Annotated in this window: 26 protein-coding genes; 17 read left to right on the top strand and 9 right to left on the bottom strand. The window is 58.2% G+C overall.

Translation table 11 applies throughout. From position 1 onward, the window contains the following. Positions 1-263 precede the first annotated feature (263 nt). A complete protein-coding gene (locus tag F4V58_RS08100; RefSeq protein ID WP_075734960.1) occupies positions 264-602 on the top strand; it encodes a hypothetical protein in 339 nt (112 codons plus the stop codon). 176 nt (positions 603-778) lie between these two features. Here F4V58_RS08100 and F4V58_RS08095 read toward each other — a convergent pair whose 3' ends face one another. The 3 genes from F4V58_RS08095 to glmU form a co-directional block, all read right to left on the bottom strand. Further along, a complete protein-coding gene (locus F4V58_RS08095) occupies positions 779-1,447 on the bottom strand; it encodes a 50S ribosomal protein L25/general stress protein Ctc (RefSeq protein WP_075734958.1) in 669 nt (222 codons plus the stop codon). Between the two features lie 358 nt (positions 1,448-1,805). Then, positions 1,806-2,780, bottom strand: coding sequence for a ribose-phosphate diphosphokinase (locus F4V58_RS08090; protein WP_075734956.1), 975 nt, complete (start codon positions 2,778-2,780; stop codon positions 1,806-1,808). A gap of 24 nt (positions 2,781-2,804) precedes the next feature. Continuing rightward, a complete protein-coding gene (glmU, locus tag F4V58_RS08085; RefSeq protein ID WP_075734954.1) occupies positions 2,805-4,268 on the bottom strand; it encodes a bifunctional UDP-N-acetylglucosamine diphosphorylase/glucosamine-1-phosphate N-acetyltransferase GlmU in 1,464 nt (487 codons plus the stop codon). Between the two features lie 185 nt (positions 4,269-4,453). Between glmU and F4V58_RS08080 the strand changes: the two genes are divergently transcribed. Together F4V58_RS08080 and F4V58_RS08075 are read left to right on the top strand one after the other, a co-directional pair. Continuing rightward, positions 4,454-6,085 carry a multicopper oxidase family protein gene (locus tag F4V58_RS08080; protein ID WP_075734952.1) on the top strand — a complete coding sequence of 544 codons (1,632 nt, stop codon included), beginning with the start codon at positions 4,454-4,456 and terminating at the stop codon, positions 6,083-6,085. Between the two features lie 60 nt (positions 6,086-6,145). Next, positions 6,146-7,555, top strand: coding sequence for a cryptochrome/photolyase family protein (locus F4V58_RS08075; protein ID WP_075734950.1), 1,410 nt, complete (start codon positions 6,146-6,148; stop codon positions 7,553-7,555). 184 nt (positions 7,556-7,739) lie between these two features. Here the strand turns inward: F4V58_RS08075 and F4V58_RS08070 are convergent, their stop codons facing one another. The 6 genes from F4V58_RS08070 to F4V58_RS08045 form a co-directional block, all read right to left on the bottom strand. Then, on the bottom strand, positions 7,740-8,366 hold the full coding sequence (locus tag F4V58_RS08070; protein WP_075734948.1) for a hypothetical protein: 627 nt from the start codon (positions 8,364-8,366) through the stop codon (positions 7,740-7,742). Positions 8,367-8,863: 497 nt separating this feature from the next. Next, the gene (locus F4V58_RS08065; protein WP_075734946.1) at positions 8,864-9,973 is read right to left on the bottom strand and encodes a site-specific integrase; all 1,110 of its coding nucleotides are present in this window, start codon (positions 9,971-9,973) and stop codon (positions 8,864-8,866) included. Positions 9,974-10,061: 88 nt separating this feature from the next. Continuing rightward, positions 10,062-10,532: a hypothetical protein gene (locus F4V58_RS08060; RefSeq protein ID WP_075734944.1), complete on the bottom strand. Its 471-nt coding sequence runs from the start codon at positions 10,530-10,532 to the stop codon at positions 10,062-10,064. A gap of 46 nt (positions 10,533-10,578) precedes the next feature. Beyond that, positions 10,579-11,103 (bottom strand): excalibur calcium-binding domain-containing protein, encoded by a 525-nt coding sequence (locus tag F4V58_RS08055; protein WP_150385754.1) that lies wholly within the window; start codon positions 11,101-11,103, stop codon positions 10,579-10,581. Between the two features lie 24 nt (positions 11,104-11,127). Next, positions 11,128-11,502: an ImmA/IrrE family metallo-endopeptidase gene (locus F4V58_RS08050; RefSeq protein WP_075734942.1), complete on the bottom strand. Its 375-nt coding sequence runs from the start codon at positions 11,500-11,502 to the stop codon at positions 11,128-11,130. Further along, on the bottom strand, positions 11,495-11,986 hold the full coding sequence (locus F4V58_RS08045) for a hypothetical protein (protein WP_075734940.1): 492 nt from the start codon (positions 11,984-11,986) through the stop codon (positions 11,495-11,497). Before F4V58_RS08045 ends, F4V58_RS08050 begins: the two co-directional genes overlap by 8 nt. A gap of 185 nt (positions 11,987-12,171) precedes the next feature. Here F4V58_RS08045 and F4V58_RS08040 point away from each other — a divergent pair, with 185 nt between their 5' ends. From F4V58_RS08040 to F4V58_RS07980, 14 genes are all read left to right on the top strand, one after another. Next, on the top strand, positions 12,172-12,426 hold the full coding sequence (locus F4V58_RS08040) for a hypothetical protein (protein ID WP_075734938.1): 255 nt from the start codon (positions 12,172-12,174) through the stop codon (positions 12,424-12,426). A gap of 63 nt (positions 12,427-12,489) precedes the next feature. Next, positions 12,490-13,278, top strand: coding sequence for an antA/AntB antirepressor family protein (locus F4V58_RS08035; protein ID WP_075734936.1), 789 nt, complete (start codon positions 12,490-12,492; stop codon positions 13,276-13,278). Positions 13,279-13,313: 35 nt separating this feature from the next. Further along, complete coding sequence (locus F4V58_RS08030) at positions 13,314-13,700, top strand: hypothetical protein (protein WP_150385753.1); 387 nt, start codon at positions 13,314-13,316, stop codon at positions 13,698-13,700. A gap of 1 nt (position 13,701) precedes the next feature. Beyond that, entirely contained in the window at positions 13,702-13,944 is a 243-nt protein-coding gene (locus tag F4V58_RS08025) for a hypothetical protein (protein ID WP_075734932.1), read from the top strand. Positions 13,945-13,946: 2 nt separating this feature from the next. After that, entirely contained in the window at positions 13,947-14,267 is a 321-nt protein-coding gene (locus F4V58_RS08020; RefSeq protein ID WP_075734930.1) for a hypothetical protein, read from the top strand. Positions 14,268-14,278: 11 nt separating this feature from the next. Next, complete coding sequence (locus tag F4V58_RS12535; protein WP_157105773.1) at positions 14,279-14,428, top strand: hypothetical protein; 150 nt, start codon at positions 14,279-14,281, stop codon at positions 14,426-14,428. 507 nt (positions 14,429-14,935) lie between these two features. Continuing rightward, a complete protein-coding gene (locus F4V58_RS08015; protein ID WP_075734928.1) occupies positions 14,936-15,127 on the top strand; it encodes a helix-turn-helix domain-containing protein in 192 nt (63 codons plus the stop codon). Positions 15,128-15,230: 103 nt separating this feature from the next. Next, on the top strand, positions 15,231-15,416 hold the full coding sequence (locus tag F4V58_RS08010; RefSeq protein WP_075734926.1) for a hypothetical protein: 186 nt from the start codon (positions 15,231-15,233) through the stop codon (positions 15,414-15,416). Beyond that, complete coding sequence (locus F4V58_RS08005) at positions 15,404-15,607, top strand: hypothetical protein (protein ID WP_075734924.1); 204 nt, start codon at positions 15,404-15,406, stop codon at positions 15,605-15,607. Before F4V58_RS08010 ends, F4V58_RS08005 begins: the two co-directional genes overlap by 13 nt. Continuing rightward, the gene (locus F4V58_RS08000) at positions 15,600-16,022 is read left to right on the top strand and encodes a hypothetical protein (RefSeq protein WP_075734922.1); all 423 of its coding nucleotides are present in this window, start codon (positions 15,600-15,602) and stop codon (positions 16,020-16,022) included. Before F4V58_RS08005 ends, F4V58_RS08000 begins: the two co-directional genes overlap by 8 nt. Beyond that, positions 16,019-16,222 carry a hypothetical protein gene (locus F4V58_RS07995; protein ID WP_075734920.1) on the top strand — a complete coding sequence of 68 codons (204 nt, stop codon included), beginning with the start codon at positions 16,019-16,021 and terminating at the stop codon, positions 16,220-16,222. Before F4V58_RS08000 ends, F4V58_RS07995 begins: the two co-directional genes overlap by 4 nt. Beyond that, entirely contained in the window at positions 16,219-16,407 is a 189-nt protein-coding gene (locus tag F4V58_RS07990) for a hypothetical protein (protein WP_075734918.1), read from the top strand. The genes F4V58_RS07995 and F4V58_RS07990 overlap by 4 nt, the downstream gene beginning before the upstream one ends. Continuing rightward, a complete protein-coding gene (locus F4V58_RS07985) occupies positions 16,404-16,880 on the top strand; it encodes a hypothetical protein (RefSeq protein WP_075734916.1) in 477 nt (158 codons plus the stop codon). Before F4V58_RS07990 ends, F4V58_RS07985 begins: the two co-directional genes overlap by 4 nt. Further along, positions 16,867-17,052, top strand: coding sequence for a helix-turn-helix transcriptional regulator (locus F4V58_RS07980; protein ID WP_084559735.1), 186 nt, complete (start codon positions 16,867-16,869; stop codon positions 17,050-17,052). The genes F4V58_RS07985 and F4V58_RS07980 overlap by 14 nt, the downstream gene beginning before the upstream one ends. The last annotated feature ends 21 nt before the right edge of the window (positions 17,053-17,073 follow it).

Genomic DNA, 17,073 nt, shown 5'->3' with positions numbered 1-17,073 from the left:
GCGCGTGACCAATCCGCCTAAACGCAACGGCCGTGGGGGCGGAGGTGGCGTAGATGGGTTGCGGGGGAGGCCGTTCCCAGTCTGGCGGGGGACGCTTGGCTTTCTTATTGACTGCATTTTCGTTTTGAAGATTTTGTGTGAAAACAATAAGCCCTATTGCGCTGGCATTGTTATATCATGGTAAGAGAAATTTACTTTGCGTTCGCATCTGTTGTTCCAGGGGCGTGAGGTAGCCGTTGCTTTTTGAAAAAAGGAGAACCACCATGACCGTACTTTCCCGACGCCTCGCCGTTCTGGGTGCCAGCCTGGCACTAGTTTCCACCGGTGTTGCCGCCCCACAGGCATTCGCCGATGACAAGCCTACGGAGCAGGCGCAGTCTTCCGAGCAGACCATGATGGACGGCGGCAGTTCTTCTCTTGGCTCCAAAGAAAAGACTAAGACCGTCATCATTGATGGTAAGAAGCAGGAGGTCAAGGTTGTAGAGAACAAGTCCTGGCAGGCAGCGGCAATCGCTATTGGCGTTATTGTTTCCGTTATCAGCCTGGGCGCTGGTCTTTTCGCAATGTTTGGCAACGGCCTAACCCTGCCAACCATCTTTTAAAAGTTTTCCAGAGTCCTAGCGGGCAGAGGAAAAAGGGGAACCACTCAATGTGGTTCCCTTTTTGTATGGGCTAAAACCTGGGATCTGGGAGTAGGAAAATCGAAGGCCAAAGGCCACCGCGTGGTCCCCGGTTGGGGTACGCGATGGCCTTGGGTGGAAGGGGTGAAGAAAGGAATTTACTCCTCGTCTTCGCTGTCTTCCTTGGTCTCTTCCTCAGATTCCTCTTCGGTGGACTCAGCGCCAGCTTCAGCGCCGCCTTCTTCAGCGGCCTCAGCGGCTGCCTCGAGCTCCTCGTCAACCTCCGGGATAGCGACGGTGACCAGGGTGGTCTCCTCATCGGTAAGCAGAGTGACGTCTTCTGGCATGGTGATGTCTGCAGCGGTGACGGAGTCGCCGTCGGCCAGACCCTCGACGGAGATGGTGATCTCTTCCGGAATGTTGAGCACGCCGGCTTCGACCAGGACAACGTCCAGGACCTGCAGGGACTGGGTACCTGGCTCGGTTTCGCCTTCGACAACCAAAGGAACCTCAACCTCGACCTTTTCGCCGCGCTTGATGTACTGGAAGTCAAGGTGATCAATGTTCAGGGTCAGAACGTTCTGATCAATGTTTTTGACCATGGACAGGTGCTTTTCGCCTTCGAGGTCAAGCTCGAACACAGCGTTAACGCCGAAGTTGCGGATGAGCGCGGTGGCCTCTAGGCGGTCAACGGAAAAGTGCAATGGGTCAATGCCGTGGCCGTAGGTGACGGCAGGAACGCGGCCGGCTGCGCGCAGACGGCGGGATGGGCCCTTGCCAAATTCTTTACGGGTCTGAGCCTTCAATACTGGGGTTTCATTAGCCATGAAATCTACTCCTTTAGAAAATGTGGAATGGCAAGGCAAGAGGGTAAAAACGCCAAATGCCTGCCGATGGACGTCTGGGCTGAGTTCATCGCAGGCTAATAAATGCTTGAGATTTACATCGCGTCGATTACGGTTTTCCGGCCACCATAGTGGTGGCCAGTCCCCCTCGCCGAGACTGAAGAAATTTTATCGGAATGCGCAAGCATATTCAAGTCCCGCGCGGGTTTCCTGCCGTTGGGGTGGTCCGGAGATTGTTGCAGCAAGGCCTGTAGTTTCCTGGCCGGGAATTCCCGGGCGGAGCGAGGAACGCTAAAAGCCGTCCAAGCGCGAGCATGGACGGCTTTGATTGTCTACTTGCCTAGCAGCGCTCGAACAGCGTGGTTACGGAGCCATTTTCGAAGATTTCGTTAATGGTACGTGCCAGTAGCGGCGCGATGGACAGGACGGTAAGGTTTGGCCAGTTCTCTGTGGACTGAGGAAGGGTATCGGTGGTGATGACTTCCTCAGCGCCGGTGTTGGACAGGCGCTCGCGGGCAGGATCGGAAAATACGCCGTGGGTACAGGCGATAAGGACGGTCTTTGCGCCGGCGTTACGGAGGACGCCTACGGCACCTGAGATGGTTCCGCCGGTGTCAATCATGTCGTCGAGCAGAACGCAGTCTTTGCCCTGAACGTCACCAACCACGCGGTTGGACACGGTTTCGTTGGCAACGGTGTTAGAGCGGGTCTTGTGGACGAAGGCTAGTGGGGCACCGTCTAAGTCACTGGCCCACTTTTCGGCTACCTTCACGCGGCCGGCGTCAGGGGAGACCACAACCATGTTCTCAGTGCTGTACTTGGACTTGATGTATTCGGTCAGGATGGGCTGCGCATGCATGTGGTCCACGGGACCGTCAAAGAAACCCTGGATCTGGTCGGTGTGGAGATCCACTGACACAATCCGGTCAGCACCAGCGGTTGCCAGCAGGTCTGCCACTAGGCGCGCAGAAATGGGCTCGCGGCCAAGGTGCTTTTTGTCCTGGCGGGCATAGGGGTAGAAAGGCAAGATAGCGGTGATTCGCTTCGCGGAACCACGCTTCAAGGCGTCAATCATGATGAGCTGTTCCATCAACCACTTGTTCAGTGGCTGGCGGTGAGACTGCATAACAAAGCAATCCGCACCGCGCACTGATTCCTCGAAACGGATGAAAATTTCACCGTTAGCAAAGTCACGCGCGGTGGTGGGGACCAAATCGGTGTCAAGCTCCCGGGCAACCGCCTCCGCTAGCTCGGGGTGTGCGCGCCCCGAAAAGAGCATCATTCGTTTGCTGCTGCCAGTGATTTTACCGGTCATTATGGCTGGTACCTTCCTTAAAAGTTACTTCTGGTCCGATGAGTTATTCTGTGCCTTGTCAGCGGCAAGCGCGGCTTCACTGCCTGGGCGCCTCTTGGCTACCCAGCCTTCGATGTTGCGTTGCTTGCCACCGGATACGGCGAGTGCTCCTGGTGGAACATCGTCCTTAATTACTGTACCTGCTCCGGAGTACGCGCCGTCACCTACGGTCACGGGTGCAATAAACATAGTATCGGAGCCGGTGCGTACATGTGAGCCGATTGTGGTGTGATGCTTGTTGATTCCGTCATAATTGACAAAAACTGAGGAGGCACCGATGTTGGAGTGCTCACCAACGGTGGCGTCCCCAATGTAGGTCAGGTGTGGGACCTTTGAACCGGTGCCAATCTGGGCGTTCTTGGCCTCCACGAATGCGCCTAGTTTGGTCTCTGCTGCCAGGACAGTCCCGGGGCGGATGTAGGTAAACGGCCCAATGGTGGCGCGCGCGCCGATGGTGCAATCGGTGGCGTGGGTGCGGATGACCGAAGCACCTTCCTCCACGGTCACATCGGTGAGCGTAGAGTCCGGGCCAATCTCAGCACCCTGGCCAATGCTAGTCTTGCCCCACAACTGTGTGCCGGGATAGATGGTGACGTCGTTGCCCACCTTTACATCCACGCCAATCCAGGTGGTTTCTGGGTCAATGATGGTAGCACCGCCACGCATGGCGTCTTCTACCAAGCGGCGGTTGAGGATTTTACCAACGTGGGCTAGTTGGACGCGGTCGTTGACGCCCTCCAGCTCCTGTGGATCCGCAGCGATAAGTGCGCCCACGCGGTGACCGGCCGTGCGCGCGATGGACAGGACGTCGGTGATGTAGAGCTCTCCTTGCGAGTTATTGGAATCTAACTGGCCTAGGGCTTCTGCAAGAATTGCGCCGTCGAAGGCAAAGACTCCGGAGTTAACCTCTTTGACTGCTCGCTGCTTTTCGGTGGCGTCTTTGTGCTCGACAATCTGGGAAACCTGGCCGTCGGACAAGCGCATGATACGCCCGTAACCGGTGGGGTCTTCTACTTCCATGGACAACACCGTCACCGCGTTGCCTTCGGATTCATGGGTGTTCTGGAGCTTCTTGATGGTCTCAGGGCGCAGCAGCGGTACGTCACCATTGGTAACAATCACGGTGCCGGTAAAGCCCCCTAGGGGCTCAATACCGCACTGCACCGCGTGGCCAGTGCCGTTTTGCTCATCCTGCACGGCCTGGAGGATTTCCCGGTCTAGTTGTTCAGCTACTGCGGAAGCTGCGGGAGCCACCTGGTCGCGCTGATGACCGACCACAACCACGAGGTGCTCTGGTTCAATCCCCGCTGCGGCGTGCAGCGCGTGGCCAAGCAGGGTACGTCCACCAATTTCGTGCAGTGTCTTCTGTTTAGTGGATTTCATACGAGTACCCGCACCGGCTGCAAGTACTACGACTGCGCAGGGGGCGGAGGGGTGGGCGGTAGTCAAAGTAGCTCCTTGAGTGTCTTTGTATGCTCTAAAATCTAAGGGCAATCTTAACGGTCTAGCTCAACCAGCGTGCACAAAAGGGGGTTAAAACTTCCACTTGATAGAGCCGGCCCTCCGGGTTTTCGCTGCGTGTCGTTGATCCCACCGGGTACTATTACGGGCCGTGAATAGATAGGCTATAGGGTATGGAATTTTCACGTCGCACATTTTTCCGCGGGGCCGTTATCCTCACCACTAGCATGGCTGCTGGTCAGGCATTGGCTGCCTGTTCAACGTCGGGGGCTAACCAAGACCAGCCAGAACCGCTGGGCTATGACACCGCGCCGCGACCGCTGCCCATACCCCCACTTCTGGAAGGGGATATGGACGGTGACACGCGGGTGTTCAAGCTCACTGCGCAGGACGGTCAGACGGAAATTATTGCCGGCATTCCCACCACTAAGACCTGGGGTTTCAACGGCCCGTTTTTGGGCCCTACCCTCTACGCCAAGAAGGGGGATAAGGTTCGCGCGGAGGTCACTAACAACACCATTGAGATGACCACCGTGCACTGGCACGGCATGAAGCTGCCAGCCTATTCGGATGGCGGGCCGCACTCCCCAATTGAGCTGGGCAAGACCTGGAAGCCGGAGTGGGAGGTCATTCAGCCGGCCGCTACGGTCTGGTACCACCCGCACCCGCACCTGGCCACTGCCTTGCACGCCTACCGCGGCCTAGCCGGAATGTTCATCGTGGATGATGATGTGGCGCAAAGCCTGGACATCCCCAAAGAGTACGGGGTGGACGACATCCCTGTGGTCATTACAGACGTGAAGTTTACCGAAGACGGCCAGCTTGACCACGAAATTGACAAAACTTTGGGATTGTTGGGTACCACGCCGGTCGTCAACGGTATTGCCAATGCGGAATTTACTGCAACTACTCGCCGGGTGCGTTTGCGTCTGCTCAACGGTGCTTCCATGCGCTTTTATAACCTGGTGCTGGACAACGGCAAGCCAATGCAAGTTATCGCTTCTGACGTGGGCCTGCTGGACACTCCGCAGGAAGTAGATGAGGTGTTCATTGGCCCAGGGGAGCGTGTGGAGGTGCTCATTGACCTGGAGCCGGAGGAACAGGTGCTGCTGAAATCTGTTCCTCGGAAGGACAATTTTGGCATCCCGCAGGATGAGTACGCGGCGGACTTTGGTTTCCAGGACACCTTTGACATCCTGCGTATCACAGGCCCCAATGAGGGGGCTGCGGAGCCGGGGCCACTGCCGGAGGTGCTAGATGCCGATGCCGCCGCTACGCCGCCCACCACTGGGCTCAAGGAACGCGAGTTCATTCTCAACACGTTCATGATTAACGGTGAGCGCACCGACATGGCCCGGGTGGACGTCACCATCGACCACAGTGAGCCAGAAATCTGGAAAGTGACCAATGAAAATTCCGATTGGCCGCACAACTTCCACATCCACAACGCTCGATTCAAAGTCATTGATTTTGATACGCCAGAGGGTGTGGAAGCCCCGGTTAGCGGGTGGAAAGACACTGTAGACCTTCCTCCCAAGGCCACGGCTACGCTGCTGGTGGAGTTTGCTTACTTCCCGGACCCCACCATTCCTTACATGTACCACTGCCACATGCTCCTGCATGAGGATGAGGGAATGATGGGTCAGTTTGTGATGGTTGAACCAGGTCAAAAGGCTGATGTCCGCGTGCAACCCGCTGCGCTTGCCTTTGAAAACGACTCCGCCCTCTCTGCACACTCCGCGCATGGTGGGCAGGTCATTGACGCGTCCCGTAGCCCTTATGCCACCCCGGAGAAGAAGGCTTAGCAACCGGGCTCTTAAGGTTGCCGTGTTGGCCCCCCCACATTCCCGGCTAGGGTGGGGAGCATGCAACAGGACAAGGGATTGATGTGGTTTCGCGATGACTTGCGGGTCAAAGACCTCGCGGCGCTCGAGTGGCTGGCGGGGCAGGGGCAAGTTGAGGCTCTGTATATCTTTGACACCTCCGGTACCACGCGCCAGCTGGGCCGGGCAAGCCAGTGGTGGCTTCACCATAGCTTGTGCGCCTTGGCCCGGGACTTGGCGGACTATGGCGTGCGCCTGCGGGTGGTTTCCGGGGACCCGGAGAAAGAGGTCCCCCGCGTAGTAGAGGAACTAGGGGCCACTGCCGTGGCCTGGTCCAGGCGCTACTACCAGCCGTGGTGTGAGATGGACGCGCGTATCAAAGAGGCGCTGCGCGGCAACGGGGCGGAGGCAAAGAGTTTTGCCGGGCACCTGCTGCTGGAGCCGTGGGAGGTGGAAACTAATACCGGGGGCAAATACAAGGTGTACACGCCTTTTTCGCGCCGGGCCATGGAGCAGTTAGAGCCGGTGACATGGGATTGTGGGGCCGCGCCGGAGAAGCTGGAGGGCGACGGAGCTGATGTAGACGCCACCTTGGCGGAGATAGCCGGGCTGGGGTTGCTGCCCGCTGACCGCGGGGAGCCGGAGTGGGCGGCAGCCTTTGACTACCAGCCCGGTGAGGCCGGGGCGTGGGCGCTGGCCCGCGAGTTCTTCCCCGTGGGCGGCTACCAAGCGGAGAGGGATTTTCCCGCCAAGCCAGCTACCAGCAGGCTTTCGCCGCACCTGCGTTTCGGGGAGATAAGTGTGAGCAGCGTCTACGCGCTGGCCTCCCGGGTGGACAATGAGGGCGCGGACGCGCAGGTTTTCCGCAAAGAGCTGCTGTGGCGGGATTTCGCCTGGCACAGACTGTTTGCCAACCCACACATGGTTGAGGAGAGCTTACGTGAGAAGTTTCGCGACTTCCCCTGGTGGAAAGAAGATGTGGACTTTGACAAGGTTTACCGCAAACAGGTGGATAAGAGTTCGGAAGCCGGCGAGTTTGCGGCGTGGGCGCGCGGGGAAACCGGGATCGCCCTGGTGGACGCCGGGATGCGGGAGCTTATGGCCACCGGGACCATGCATAACCGCGTGCGCATGGTGGTGGGGTCGTTGTTGACTAAGAATTTGGGCATGCACTGGAAGATGGGGGAGGAGTGGTTTTGGGACGCGCTTGTGGACGCGGATATGGCCTCCAACACCTTTAACTGGCAGTGGGTGGCCGGGTGCGGCGATGACGCGGCACCATACTTTCGGATATTCAACCCGGAAACTCAGCAGAAGCGGTTCGACGTTGATTTCGAATACTGCGAGCATTGGGTTGAGGAGCTCCACACGCCTTTCTATCCGGAGCCTTTGGTGGACCTAAAACTGACTCGCAAGATGGCGTTGGAGTCTTATCAGGCGCTGCCGGATTAGTTGTGTTCCACCCGGCATCATTGCCGCGTGGAGGTAGCCGCAGCGCAGCTGGTGGCGGTGGCGGGCCCTCCTACGCCCACGGCTAGTGCCGCACGCGCTTTCCCTTAACCCTCCCTTCCACTTGGGGTTAAAACGCCAAAACCGCCCCGCGCACAAGGCGAAGGGCGGAAGTGGGCAGGCGTGGTTAGTTCACGGACTCCTGGGTGATCATCTCACCGGCGCCGTCCTGGACAACAATTTGGGTAACGTTGTGAGCGTCAGCCGGGCGGTTGTCGTGGCTGAATGCTTCAGCGAAAAGCTTTGCGATTTCCTCAGCGACGTCCTTGTCGCTATCAGCGTTGAGCTGGGTACGGACGGCGATGTTGCCGTTCTCGTCGAAGATTACGTCAGCGATGGAAAAAGCCCAAGCGGGGGAGCCGGCCTTACCAGCGATGGTGGCGTAAGACTCATCAGCGGAGCCGCCAATAGCTTCTTTGGCCCAGGTCTCCAGGTCAGGCTGGTTTGCAGATGCTGCAGGAGCGTTGCCGTGAGCCGGTGCGGCATTGTTTGCCGTGGTGGTTTCCGTTGCGGTGACCTCGACCGTCTCGGTGACAACCTTTGGGTGCTCTTCGACGTGGGTTTTATCCTCGGTCACAGCGGTGGTGGAGACAACCACAGTGGTGCCTTCGTCATCATCATCGCTGAAGATGGCGTTGCAGCCAGCTACCAGAAGGAGCAGAAGTACAATCATGCCCGCCAGGACCATGAGGGCGACGCGGCCGCAGCCCTCTTTCTTTTCGGAGATTTCACGAAGATTAAATTTATTAGACACAGGGGTTCCTCTCGGGAGTGTTGAAAAAGTTCGGAGGGAAGACCGCGGTCAAGAAGCCGCGCTAGACCCTTATACAAGGAAATGAGCAGCTAGCTAGCACTTAAGCGTTAACGCGTTGGGTATTGCCCAACGGCCCGGCAGCACTGCGGCCAGGGCAAGGTCATTTCCTTGTGTAATGCGGGAGCAAGTTAGCTATAACCGCTGCGCACCTTTAGAGATACTAACAGGAAGGTGAGAAAAGTCTTCTACCGGCATTTGATTCGTAGGCAAAATGATTCCGTTTTGTGATGAAACGTCGGGGGCCGGGTACTTGGCTAGATGGCTGCAGGCCGGCCGGGCCCGTGCCAGTGTGGCTAACCTAGAGCTTTTCAACGCTGTAGAACCGCGGCAATTCGCGGTAAGGGAGGAGAAAACCCCTCCTGCCAGAATTTACGCTGGTGGAAGGGGTGGTAAAAAGCTTCCCCACCAGGACTCGAACCTAGCGAAAAGCACCCAATCTACCTGCGTAAACCGCTTATTTCCCTATCTCCGTACGACATTTCTACGACATTAGAAAACCCCGCGTCCAAACTATCCGCCACCACATCAAGCCCATCATCAAACAATTCCGCATAAGTATCTAGCGTCATAGTCGCAGACGCGTGCCCCAGCTGACGCTGCACCGCCTTCACATTCGCCCCGGACTCCACCAGCAGTCCCGCAGCAACATGCCGCAACCCGTGAGGGGTAATCCTGGGCAGTGTGGGGTCAGCTGTTTGCGCCCGCTCCAACGCCCCAGCAAACCACGACCGATGACCCGGCGACATCAGCCAGCCCCCGCGCCGCCCCGTCCACAGCAACTCCGACCGGCCTACCGACTCCGCCCGAGCCACGAGCATATCCATCACATGCCCAGCCACCGCCACCGTCCTCCGCTCATGCGTCTTAGGACTACCCAGCACCACCTTGTTGCCCACCTTCGCGGCATTACGCGTGACATGAATCCGGCCCCGCAGCGGGTCCAAGTCCTCCGGACGCAGAGCAATAGCCTCACCCCACCGCAACCCAGAAGTCCCCAGCAGCAGGATAAGGTCTTCACGGTCGCCACACTCAGCCGCGAACAACCGCAACTGCGCCATAGTCCAGAAAACCTTGACTGATTTTTCCCTACGTGGGAGCTTCACACCCCTTGCTGGGTTCTCCCGAATCATGCCGTCCGCGACCGCCATGTCCAGTATCTGCGCCAAAACATTGTGAGCGTGCCGCGTCCAAGACGCCTTGTGCGGGGAGCACGACACCCACGCCTGCACCTGCGAGGGAGCCACACGCCCCACCTGCACACCACCCCAGTGCGGTGCAACCGCCCCGGACCACACCTGCTCGTAGAGTTCCCGCGTGGACGGCTTAAGGTGGGTCTGCATAGCCAACCACCGGACACCCAGCTCCCCAATAGTCACAGCACCAGCATTGGGGTTAATCCAATCCCCGGTACGCACCTCCGTGGCGTTCTTATCCGCCCAGGCCTGCGCTGCGGTCTTGGTGCGGAATCCAGATTTAGTCCGTGATTTACCCTGCGGGTCACGGTACTGAACACGCCACGACGACCCGTACTTCCTGATTGAAGCCATGCTAAAATTCTCCCTTGTCTGCATACTTTGGTAGGTAGTGGACACCCCGCCCCGGTCACGAGCTCGTAACTCAACACCGGGGCACTTTTTATTCTCGGACTACGCCTTCGTTACGAGCTGTTTCAAGCGTGAAGGCTTCGTAATCCTTCATGTACCCTTCCTGCCTCTGGTACCACGTCCAAAGCCATCCGGTGCACATATTAGTGCCTGGTTCCAGTTCGATAACGTCCCCGACATCGCCCGCTTTAGCCAGCTTCTTTTGGTAGCGCTGCGCTTCTGGTACCTCGTCCCGTGGGACGTCATCGTTCAGAATACTGTGGGTGATCCCTATAGCGGTGAACCCGGCGTCAACGTCCTGGAAATACTTGCACTTATACGCAGCCCAGACACGGTCTTTCTCGGTTGCGGAGTTGAACCCATCAGGGCGACCGGAATCAGGGACGAGGACCATTATCGCGGCGATCGCGATCATCAGGACAAGAAGGAGCACTCCAAGTCCCATGAGAATCTTTTGAATCAGTCCGGTTTTCTTGGATGAGTGAGGGGTTTCACTGGTCATGGTTTTCCTTTCATAGAAAGTAATATTATGAGGCTAGAGACAGGCTCTATCCGGGGTAGGATTCGCAGCCAACGCCGTCACCGTCGCGGTCGTGTCGCGACTGATAGATACCGTCCCCTCGGTAGACCTTATGTCCAATTTCCGAGCAGGTACCGCTTTTTCGCGCTGGTGCTGGGGGTGTCGGTGCTGGGGGTTCCTCGACAGCTGGCGGAATATTGGGTGCCGGTATATCAGTATCAGGTAGAGAGGCGTCATCAGCTGGGACATCGGCAAACCTGGGGGCTTCGTCTGGCTGGTTAATCCGCATTTCTTGCACGCTGGTGGCCTCAGTCGTGGCTACCACAGAGGTGCGCGTAGTGGTACTAGAGGTGGTGCTGGTGGTGGTTGCCGGTTTATGTGAGGTGGTCGTCGTGGTTGAGGGCGCGGGAGTATCGTCCTCGCCCCCAAAAACAGCATCGCAGCCAGCGGCGAGCACCATCAGTACACCTAGCGTGACCAGGCACCCTGTGCAGCCCTTCTTTTTCTTGCTGGTTGGTTTTGCGCCGTCTGAGTATGGAGCAGGTTGAGACATTTGGGAGAGGCCTTTCTTGAGTGGCTACGCAGCCCACACATTGGTGTGCAGTTGCTGCCAGGTTTCGATTATGTGTTTGGTTACTCCTAGCTCGGTGGCTAGGAGCTGGGGGTGTGCACCGTAGATGAGTTCTGCGGTGCGGTACTCGGAGGGACTTACCAGGAGCTGCGCAGCAAACCTGTCTGCACGTAGCTCCTGCGCCCCGTGGTGGCCGGGTGGGTCGCCGTAGTGAGCATGACCCAACTCATGCGCTAGGGCGCAGAGAGTGTGGGCCTCGTCCGCGCCTAGCCGGAGTGTGATTGTGTGGCAGTGTGGCAGCCAGGCGGCTTTAGGGCCACCCCGGTGCCACGCCACCGTGTACCCCCGGGCCTCAGCGGTGGCTATGAGGTCATCAATCAATCATGTCCTCCCCTCTACGCTCGCGCTCAGCCTGCTCATCTGAGCTACTGTCGGCGGCGTACTCATGGGAGCCGTAGGTGGAGTCGAAATCAACCACCGTGCCATCAGTAGGCGCGATGTGGAAAACCTCGGCGTCTTCCTGAATGTCCACGACCTCCGGGTCAAGGTCTGCGGTGAACAAATAGCGGGCTTCAGGGTCAGAGCGGCGGTTAATCTCCGCCAACAGCTCCGCGTTAGTGGCCTTCTCGAGGGCGACCGCAACAGCTGGGCTATCCACCTCATGAGCATGAATGTACCCAGTCTCGATAAGGCCCTGCACAGGGGAGCGCCCATAGGCACGACACAACGCAATGACCATCTCAGGGGAGAACTGGCCCTTGTCTACCTGGCGCTGAAGAGTGGTCTGGGCGAAGCCACTTGCCTGCGAGGCCTGGCGCATGGAGTCATCGCCCTTGAGGTCGTTTAACCAGTCAGATGTTTTCATGCCCCCTACTGTATAGCAAACCGTAGTCACCCGCTATAAAGCCAGGTCAAAAGAGGTGACGGGGGTATATTGTGGGGGTGGGTAGAAATGGGGGTGTTGCGAACGATAGTCATGTTTGGCAAACTGTAGTCAGCGGCGCAGAGCTGCACTACAGAACAAGATTTTTGGACCACAAGGAGGTTGACATGGCCGTCACACTGACCGTGCCGCGTTACCGCTTCCGCGCCGGGGCGCTTGACCACATCATGCGCACCCGCAACCTCACAAGCGACCGCCAATTGGCCGCATTCATCGGTTGCGCCCCCGCGGACATCGCCCGGCTACGCGCCGGGGCAGAAGTCACTATCCGCCTGGCACTGCGCGTAAGCGCAGCACAGGGAGATGAGGACTACATCGCAGCCCTATTCGAGCAGATAACCGACTCCGAACAGGCCGCATAAGTAAACCCCCGGCGAAGAGGGCCGGGGGTCACGAAACAACGAAAAGTAAGGAAAGGATAACACATGACTGGGTTAATTCCACTGACAGAACATGACGGCGCACAGGCCGTCCTGGGTAGGGACCTACACGAGTTCCTGGCGGTGACCACTCCATACGATAAGTGGTTCCCTCGCATGGTCTCATACGGATTTGAGGAGGATAAGGACTTTTCGACAAAAATGTCGGAAAGTACCGGAGGTCGCCCCCGTACTGACCACATCGTCACTCTGGACATGGCTAAGGAATTGAGCATGATTCAGCGTACGGAGAAGGGTAAGCAGGCGCGTCAGTATTTCATTGAGTGTGAGCGCCGGGCCAAGGCTCAGGTGGAACTCACTGGGCCGGAGCTCATGGCGAAGGCGCTGGTGCAAGCGGACTCCACCATCAAGGAGTTGGAGGCGCGGGCCACTACGGCGGAGGCCATTGTGGAGGCAGCAGCCCCGGCCTTGGAGTATCACGAGAAGTACATCCGTGAAGATGTGGATGTGATAACCGTGGATGATTTCGCCCGCGAGCATGGCACTACGGGCTACAAGGTGCGCGCCATGCTGACGGAGTTGGATATTGCTTTCCGGCGGCGTGTTGGTTCCCGCTGGTCGGCCAGTAAGAACTGCATGGTGGACGAGTTTGAGTGGCGTGCCTATGCAGGGAAGGCCAGTAATAAGTGGTTTGACCTCCGTCCGCAGCATAATGCGCCCCGCCTGCATAACGGCCAGGTGAAGCAAACCATGTATGTCAAGGCGTTCTACGCCCCGGCCCTGGCTAAGCGCCTGGGGTTGAGTAAGCAAACCAGCATGGAGGTCGCTCAATGAGTTATAGCCCCACTATCAAAAAGGAAACCACAACCATGACCGCAACCATTCCACCGTGGGGCTACGACATCTCCACCATCGCCCAGGAACTTCCCTACAACCTTGGCAACGCCCTCCGCTCCATCTGGGCAGCCACCCCAAAAAACAAGGAGCTGGACAAGGCGATTCAGTACCTCGAGATGGAAGACTCTCGGCGCGAAAAAGCCGCCTACTACCCACAGTCAGCTTTGCCAACCTGGCTAACCGACCTCATTGCCTGTAATAACGGTCGCGGGACGGCAGACCCTCGAATCGGCGCTATTTACGCCGTCATGGCAGCAGCAGTCATGCAGGCCGACCCCGACACCTACGACCAGTTCATCTTAAACGCACACCGGGAGATTGTCCGTCTCTATGAAGATCTCAACCTTCCGAGGAGCTGACATGGCTTTCATTGTGCTAAGTCACCGACGCGCGGAGTCCCACGACACCCGGATTAGTGCCTGGAAGGTTATCAACTCCGGCGTGGAGTACCACGTGACGCAGGCAAGTTACCGGGCGAAAGAGGTTGGCAGCCACAATACCGAGCCTCGCATGGTGCGAAAGTCCGATGGAGGACAGCTAGCCCCGGGCGACCCTATCTACAACGAAATTTTGACCAATCTACATCGAAAGAAAGCAGCTTGACCATGAAATTTACTATTTGCCTAATCCGGGCCTTCGCTGCCGGTGGTGCCCACGCCCTTGGCTGGCGGCTGGTTGCTGAGCGTGAGGCCCGCGTGCAGCGTGAGATTGCGCAGCTGAAGCGCATGAAGGGCCGGTACCAGGAGTTGGCGACCAGCTTGTCGGACGAACTCATGAACACTAACGCCCGCGCTGACCGGCTACGCCACGCCTTGACTGACACTGTGGAGAACTCACAGGAGGTCGCGGAGGACATCTACAACCGCCTGTACGGCAGTGACATTCTGCACAACGGCGACATGAACGAGGAAACACCAGACAACTAAGGAGAAATGAAATGACTGAACAAACCGAGATTAACCGCCTGAAGCTCAAGGTGAACTCCCTGCAAGCTGCGCTGTGGAAGGCAGATAAGTGGAACAACTGCCTGGACATGCTCTACGAGGATGACTACCTCGAGCCGTCCGACATGGAGCAAGAGAAATAGTCGCCTAGATGGTCCCTGCCGGGGTTCGAGTCCCCGGGTAGGCACAAGGCCCCGGAGGTCCTCGCATGGGGAAGTGTGAGGAACACCGGTTGGCCAGGTTGTATGAAAACTGAATAGTGAAAGTCTCCGTCAAGATACGGATTAGCAGGTCGGGCGAGCGTGGTTCTTAGATCGCGATGACCCTTGAAACCGCTAGTCCACACTCCGCCTATGGGTAGCGCCAGGCGGGAGGCAACAGACGGAACAACCCAGCCCGTGCTCCCTGGTAGGGGCACCAGCTTTGAAGCCGCCTTTTAGAGGCGCAGTAGGTGGTGGCCTGGTTCGATTCCAGCCACGGGCACAAGGGGGTGTGTCAAACGAGGGGGTTTCGCGACATTGTCCCTCTCTAAGTGTGGCCCATGACGCCGTCAAAACTCCGGCGAGGTCATTACTGCACACCCCCATGAAAAGTGCCCCGGTGCGATACCAGCACACCGGGGCTTGTCCATACCAGGAAAGGAATCAGACATGACACAGCCTACCAGGCTACTCACTGTCCACGAGGTAGCCGACTATCTCGGTATACACCACATCACGGTCAACAAAATGCTCAACACCGGCGAGATTGTGGGGTTCAAGCTCACGGATAAGCACCGCTCACCCTGGCGAATCACCCCGCAGGCCGTCCAGGACTACATCGAGAGGAGAACAGCAGCATGACCCGCCACTATAAGCCAGCCCGGTGGACACTCCGCACCCTACTACGCGCCTACCTGCACCGCGCGGCGCACCGTAAATCAGGCCCGTACTTGGAGGTACTGACATGCGCGAAATGACCCAAAGCATTCACACCACCTCCGGTGATGGGACTGTCGTGCTGAACATTGTCATCAGAGGCCAGGCCGAAGAATCAACCATGCAGCTAGTCCTGCACCCGCATGAGGCACTAGCCATTGCTAGTGACCTTGTGCGCGAGGCCGCCAAGGAGGTACGCAAATGCCTTGGATAAAAATCGGGGCCAGGGAAGTTGAGGTCACCGCAGTGACCTCGAACCTGATTGCGCTGACCATTAGTCTATGCACCTCCCCTATGGGCGCGGACGTGACCGCCAACATGGATGTGTGGGAGGCAAAACTGCTGCACAGGTTTCTCGGAGATGTCATTGCGGAGGCCGAGAGCGGAGGCCCCACTGATGAGTAGCTATCGCATGAAACTCAGCCCCGGGAACGTTTACGTTCAGACCATCTGTGACCGGGTGGAGCTGGACTTTCACCGCCACGAGACGGGCGTGGAGTTGGAAGGGTCTATCACCCTCACCGGCCAGCAAGCCCTCGAACTCGGCGGGCAACTCGCCCTCGCGGGGCGCCGGTTAGTCACGCCGGAGGTTGTGGCTGACTACCTCGACACCAGCGGGCTCACAGATACCACTCGGTGGGACCACGGGGAGGTCACCGCGAACCCGCATGACGGCGTGACCCTCGACATCGACATGAATCACTACCAGGGTGGCCAGCTCCAAGTCACCCACAACCTCACCCACGCGGCTGCGCGCTCACTACTGCGAGCACTGCACTGCGCCGTAACCCACCTCGACCACAGGAAGGACCAACCATGACCACTAAGACCGTCCGCCCACGCCGGGGCACACCAGACCCCCGCGTCCGCCAACTCCAAGACCAACTCCGCAAACGCACTCGCTTTGACGTGCTCATCTTCATCTTCGGCGTCCTAGTAGGCGTAGCCCTCTACGGGCTGATGATTCTGCCCCCGCCGGGCCTGGCCCACTACTGCAGCGCCCTAGGAGGCCTGTCATGAACGGCTTATCCCGCTCCGGGCTACTAGCTCTCCGCCGTGCAGCACGGGGCCAAAAAATCAGCCGCGCCCGCATGGAAGAACTCGAGGCCCTGGGCCTCGTCACCCTCACGGGCAAAGGCACCACCCTCAAAGTCCAGGAGGTAACGCCCTCCGGAACCACAATGCTGAAAGAAGGACGCATATGACCCACCCCCTTGACTTCAACATCTGGCCATGGCTGGCCAACCCCATTCACAACAACCTCTACGCCCACAAGTGGGCACAAAAAATCAGTAAAGCCCTCGGGAGGCACTACACCCAGGCGTTCGGCAGTCACATCGACGACAGCACACCAACGGTGGAACGTCTCCATGGGACGCCAGCCCCCGACAGCTATGCAGTCCAGTACACATGGCGGCTAGCTCCCAATGACGATATTAAAGGCACAGACTACGGGCATGTGACCCTTATCGTTGATAGCACTCCACGGGTCTGTCTCAGCTTGGGAACGCACTCCAGGAAGACAGCTGACATGCCCGAGGCCTTAAAGGACCTCCTATGGGTGACCGCTATGAGGCGTGACTACGTCGACCAATCCCTCCCCATAACTGCTCTCCTTGCAGCCATTGAGGACTACGGGTGGGACATCCCCGGAGTGGAGCCGGATGAGTCGAATTAACGCCCCAGAGGGGTTTATGACGGAGCAAGAAGCGTGCGACTACCTGGGCGTAACCAGGAATACGCTCTACAAGTTTAGGAAGACGGGGCGGGTAGCGTTCCACCGCCTAGGCCCCAGACGCGTGGTCTACCGCCAGGAGGATTTAGACCGCTTCATTCAGCGCGGAAACTAACCCCGCACCACTAAACCCCGC

Source organism: Corynebacterium phocae, from assembly GCF_008693075.1.
In the GTDB taxonomy this organism is placed as follows: Bacteria; Actinomycetota; Actinomycetes; order Mycobacteriales; family Mycobacteriaceae; genus Corynebacterium; species Corynebacterium phocae.
This window is presented reverse-complemented; position numbering and strand designations above follow the sequence as displayed.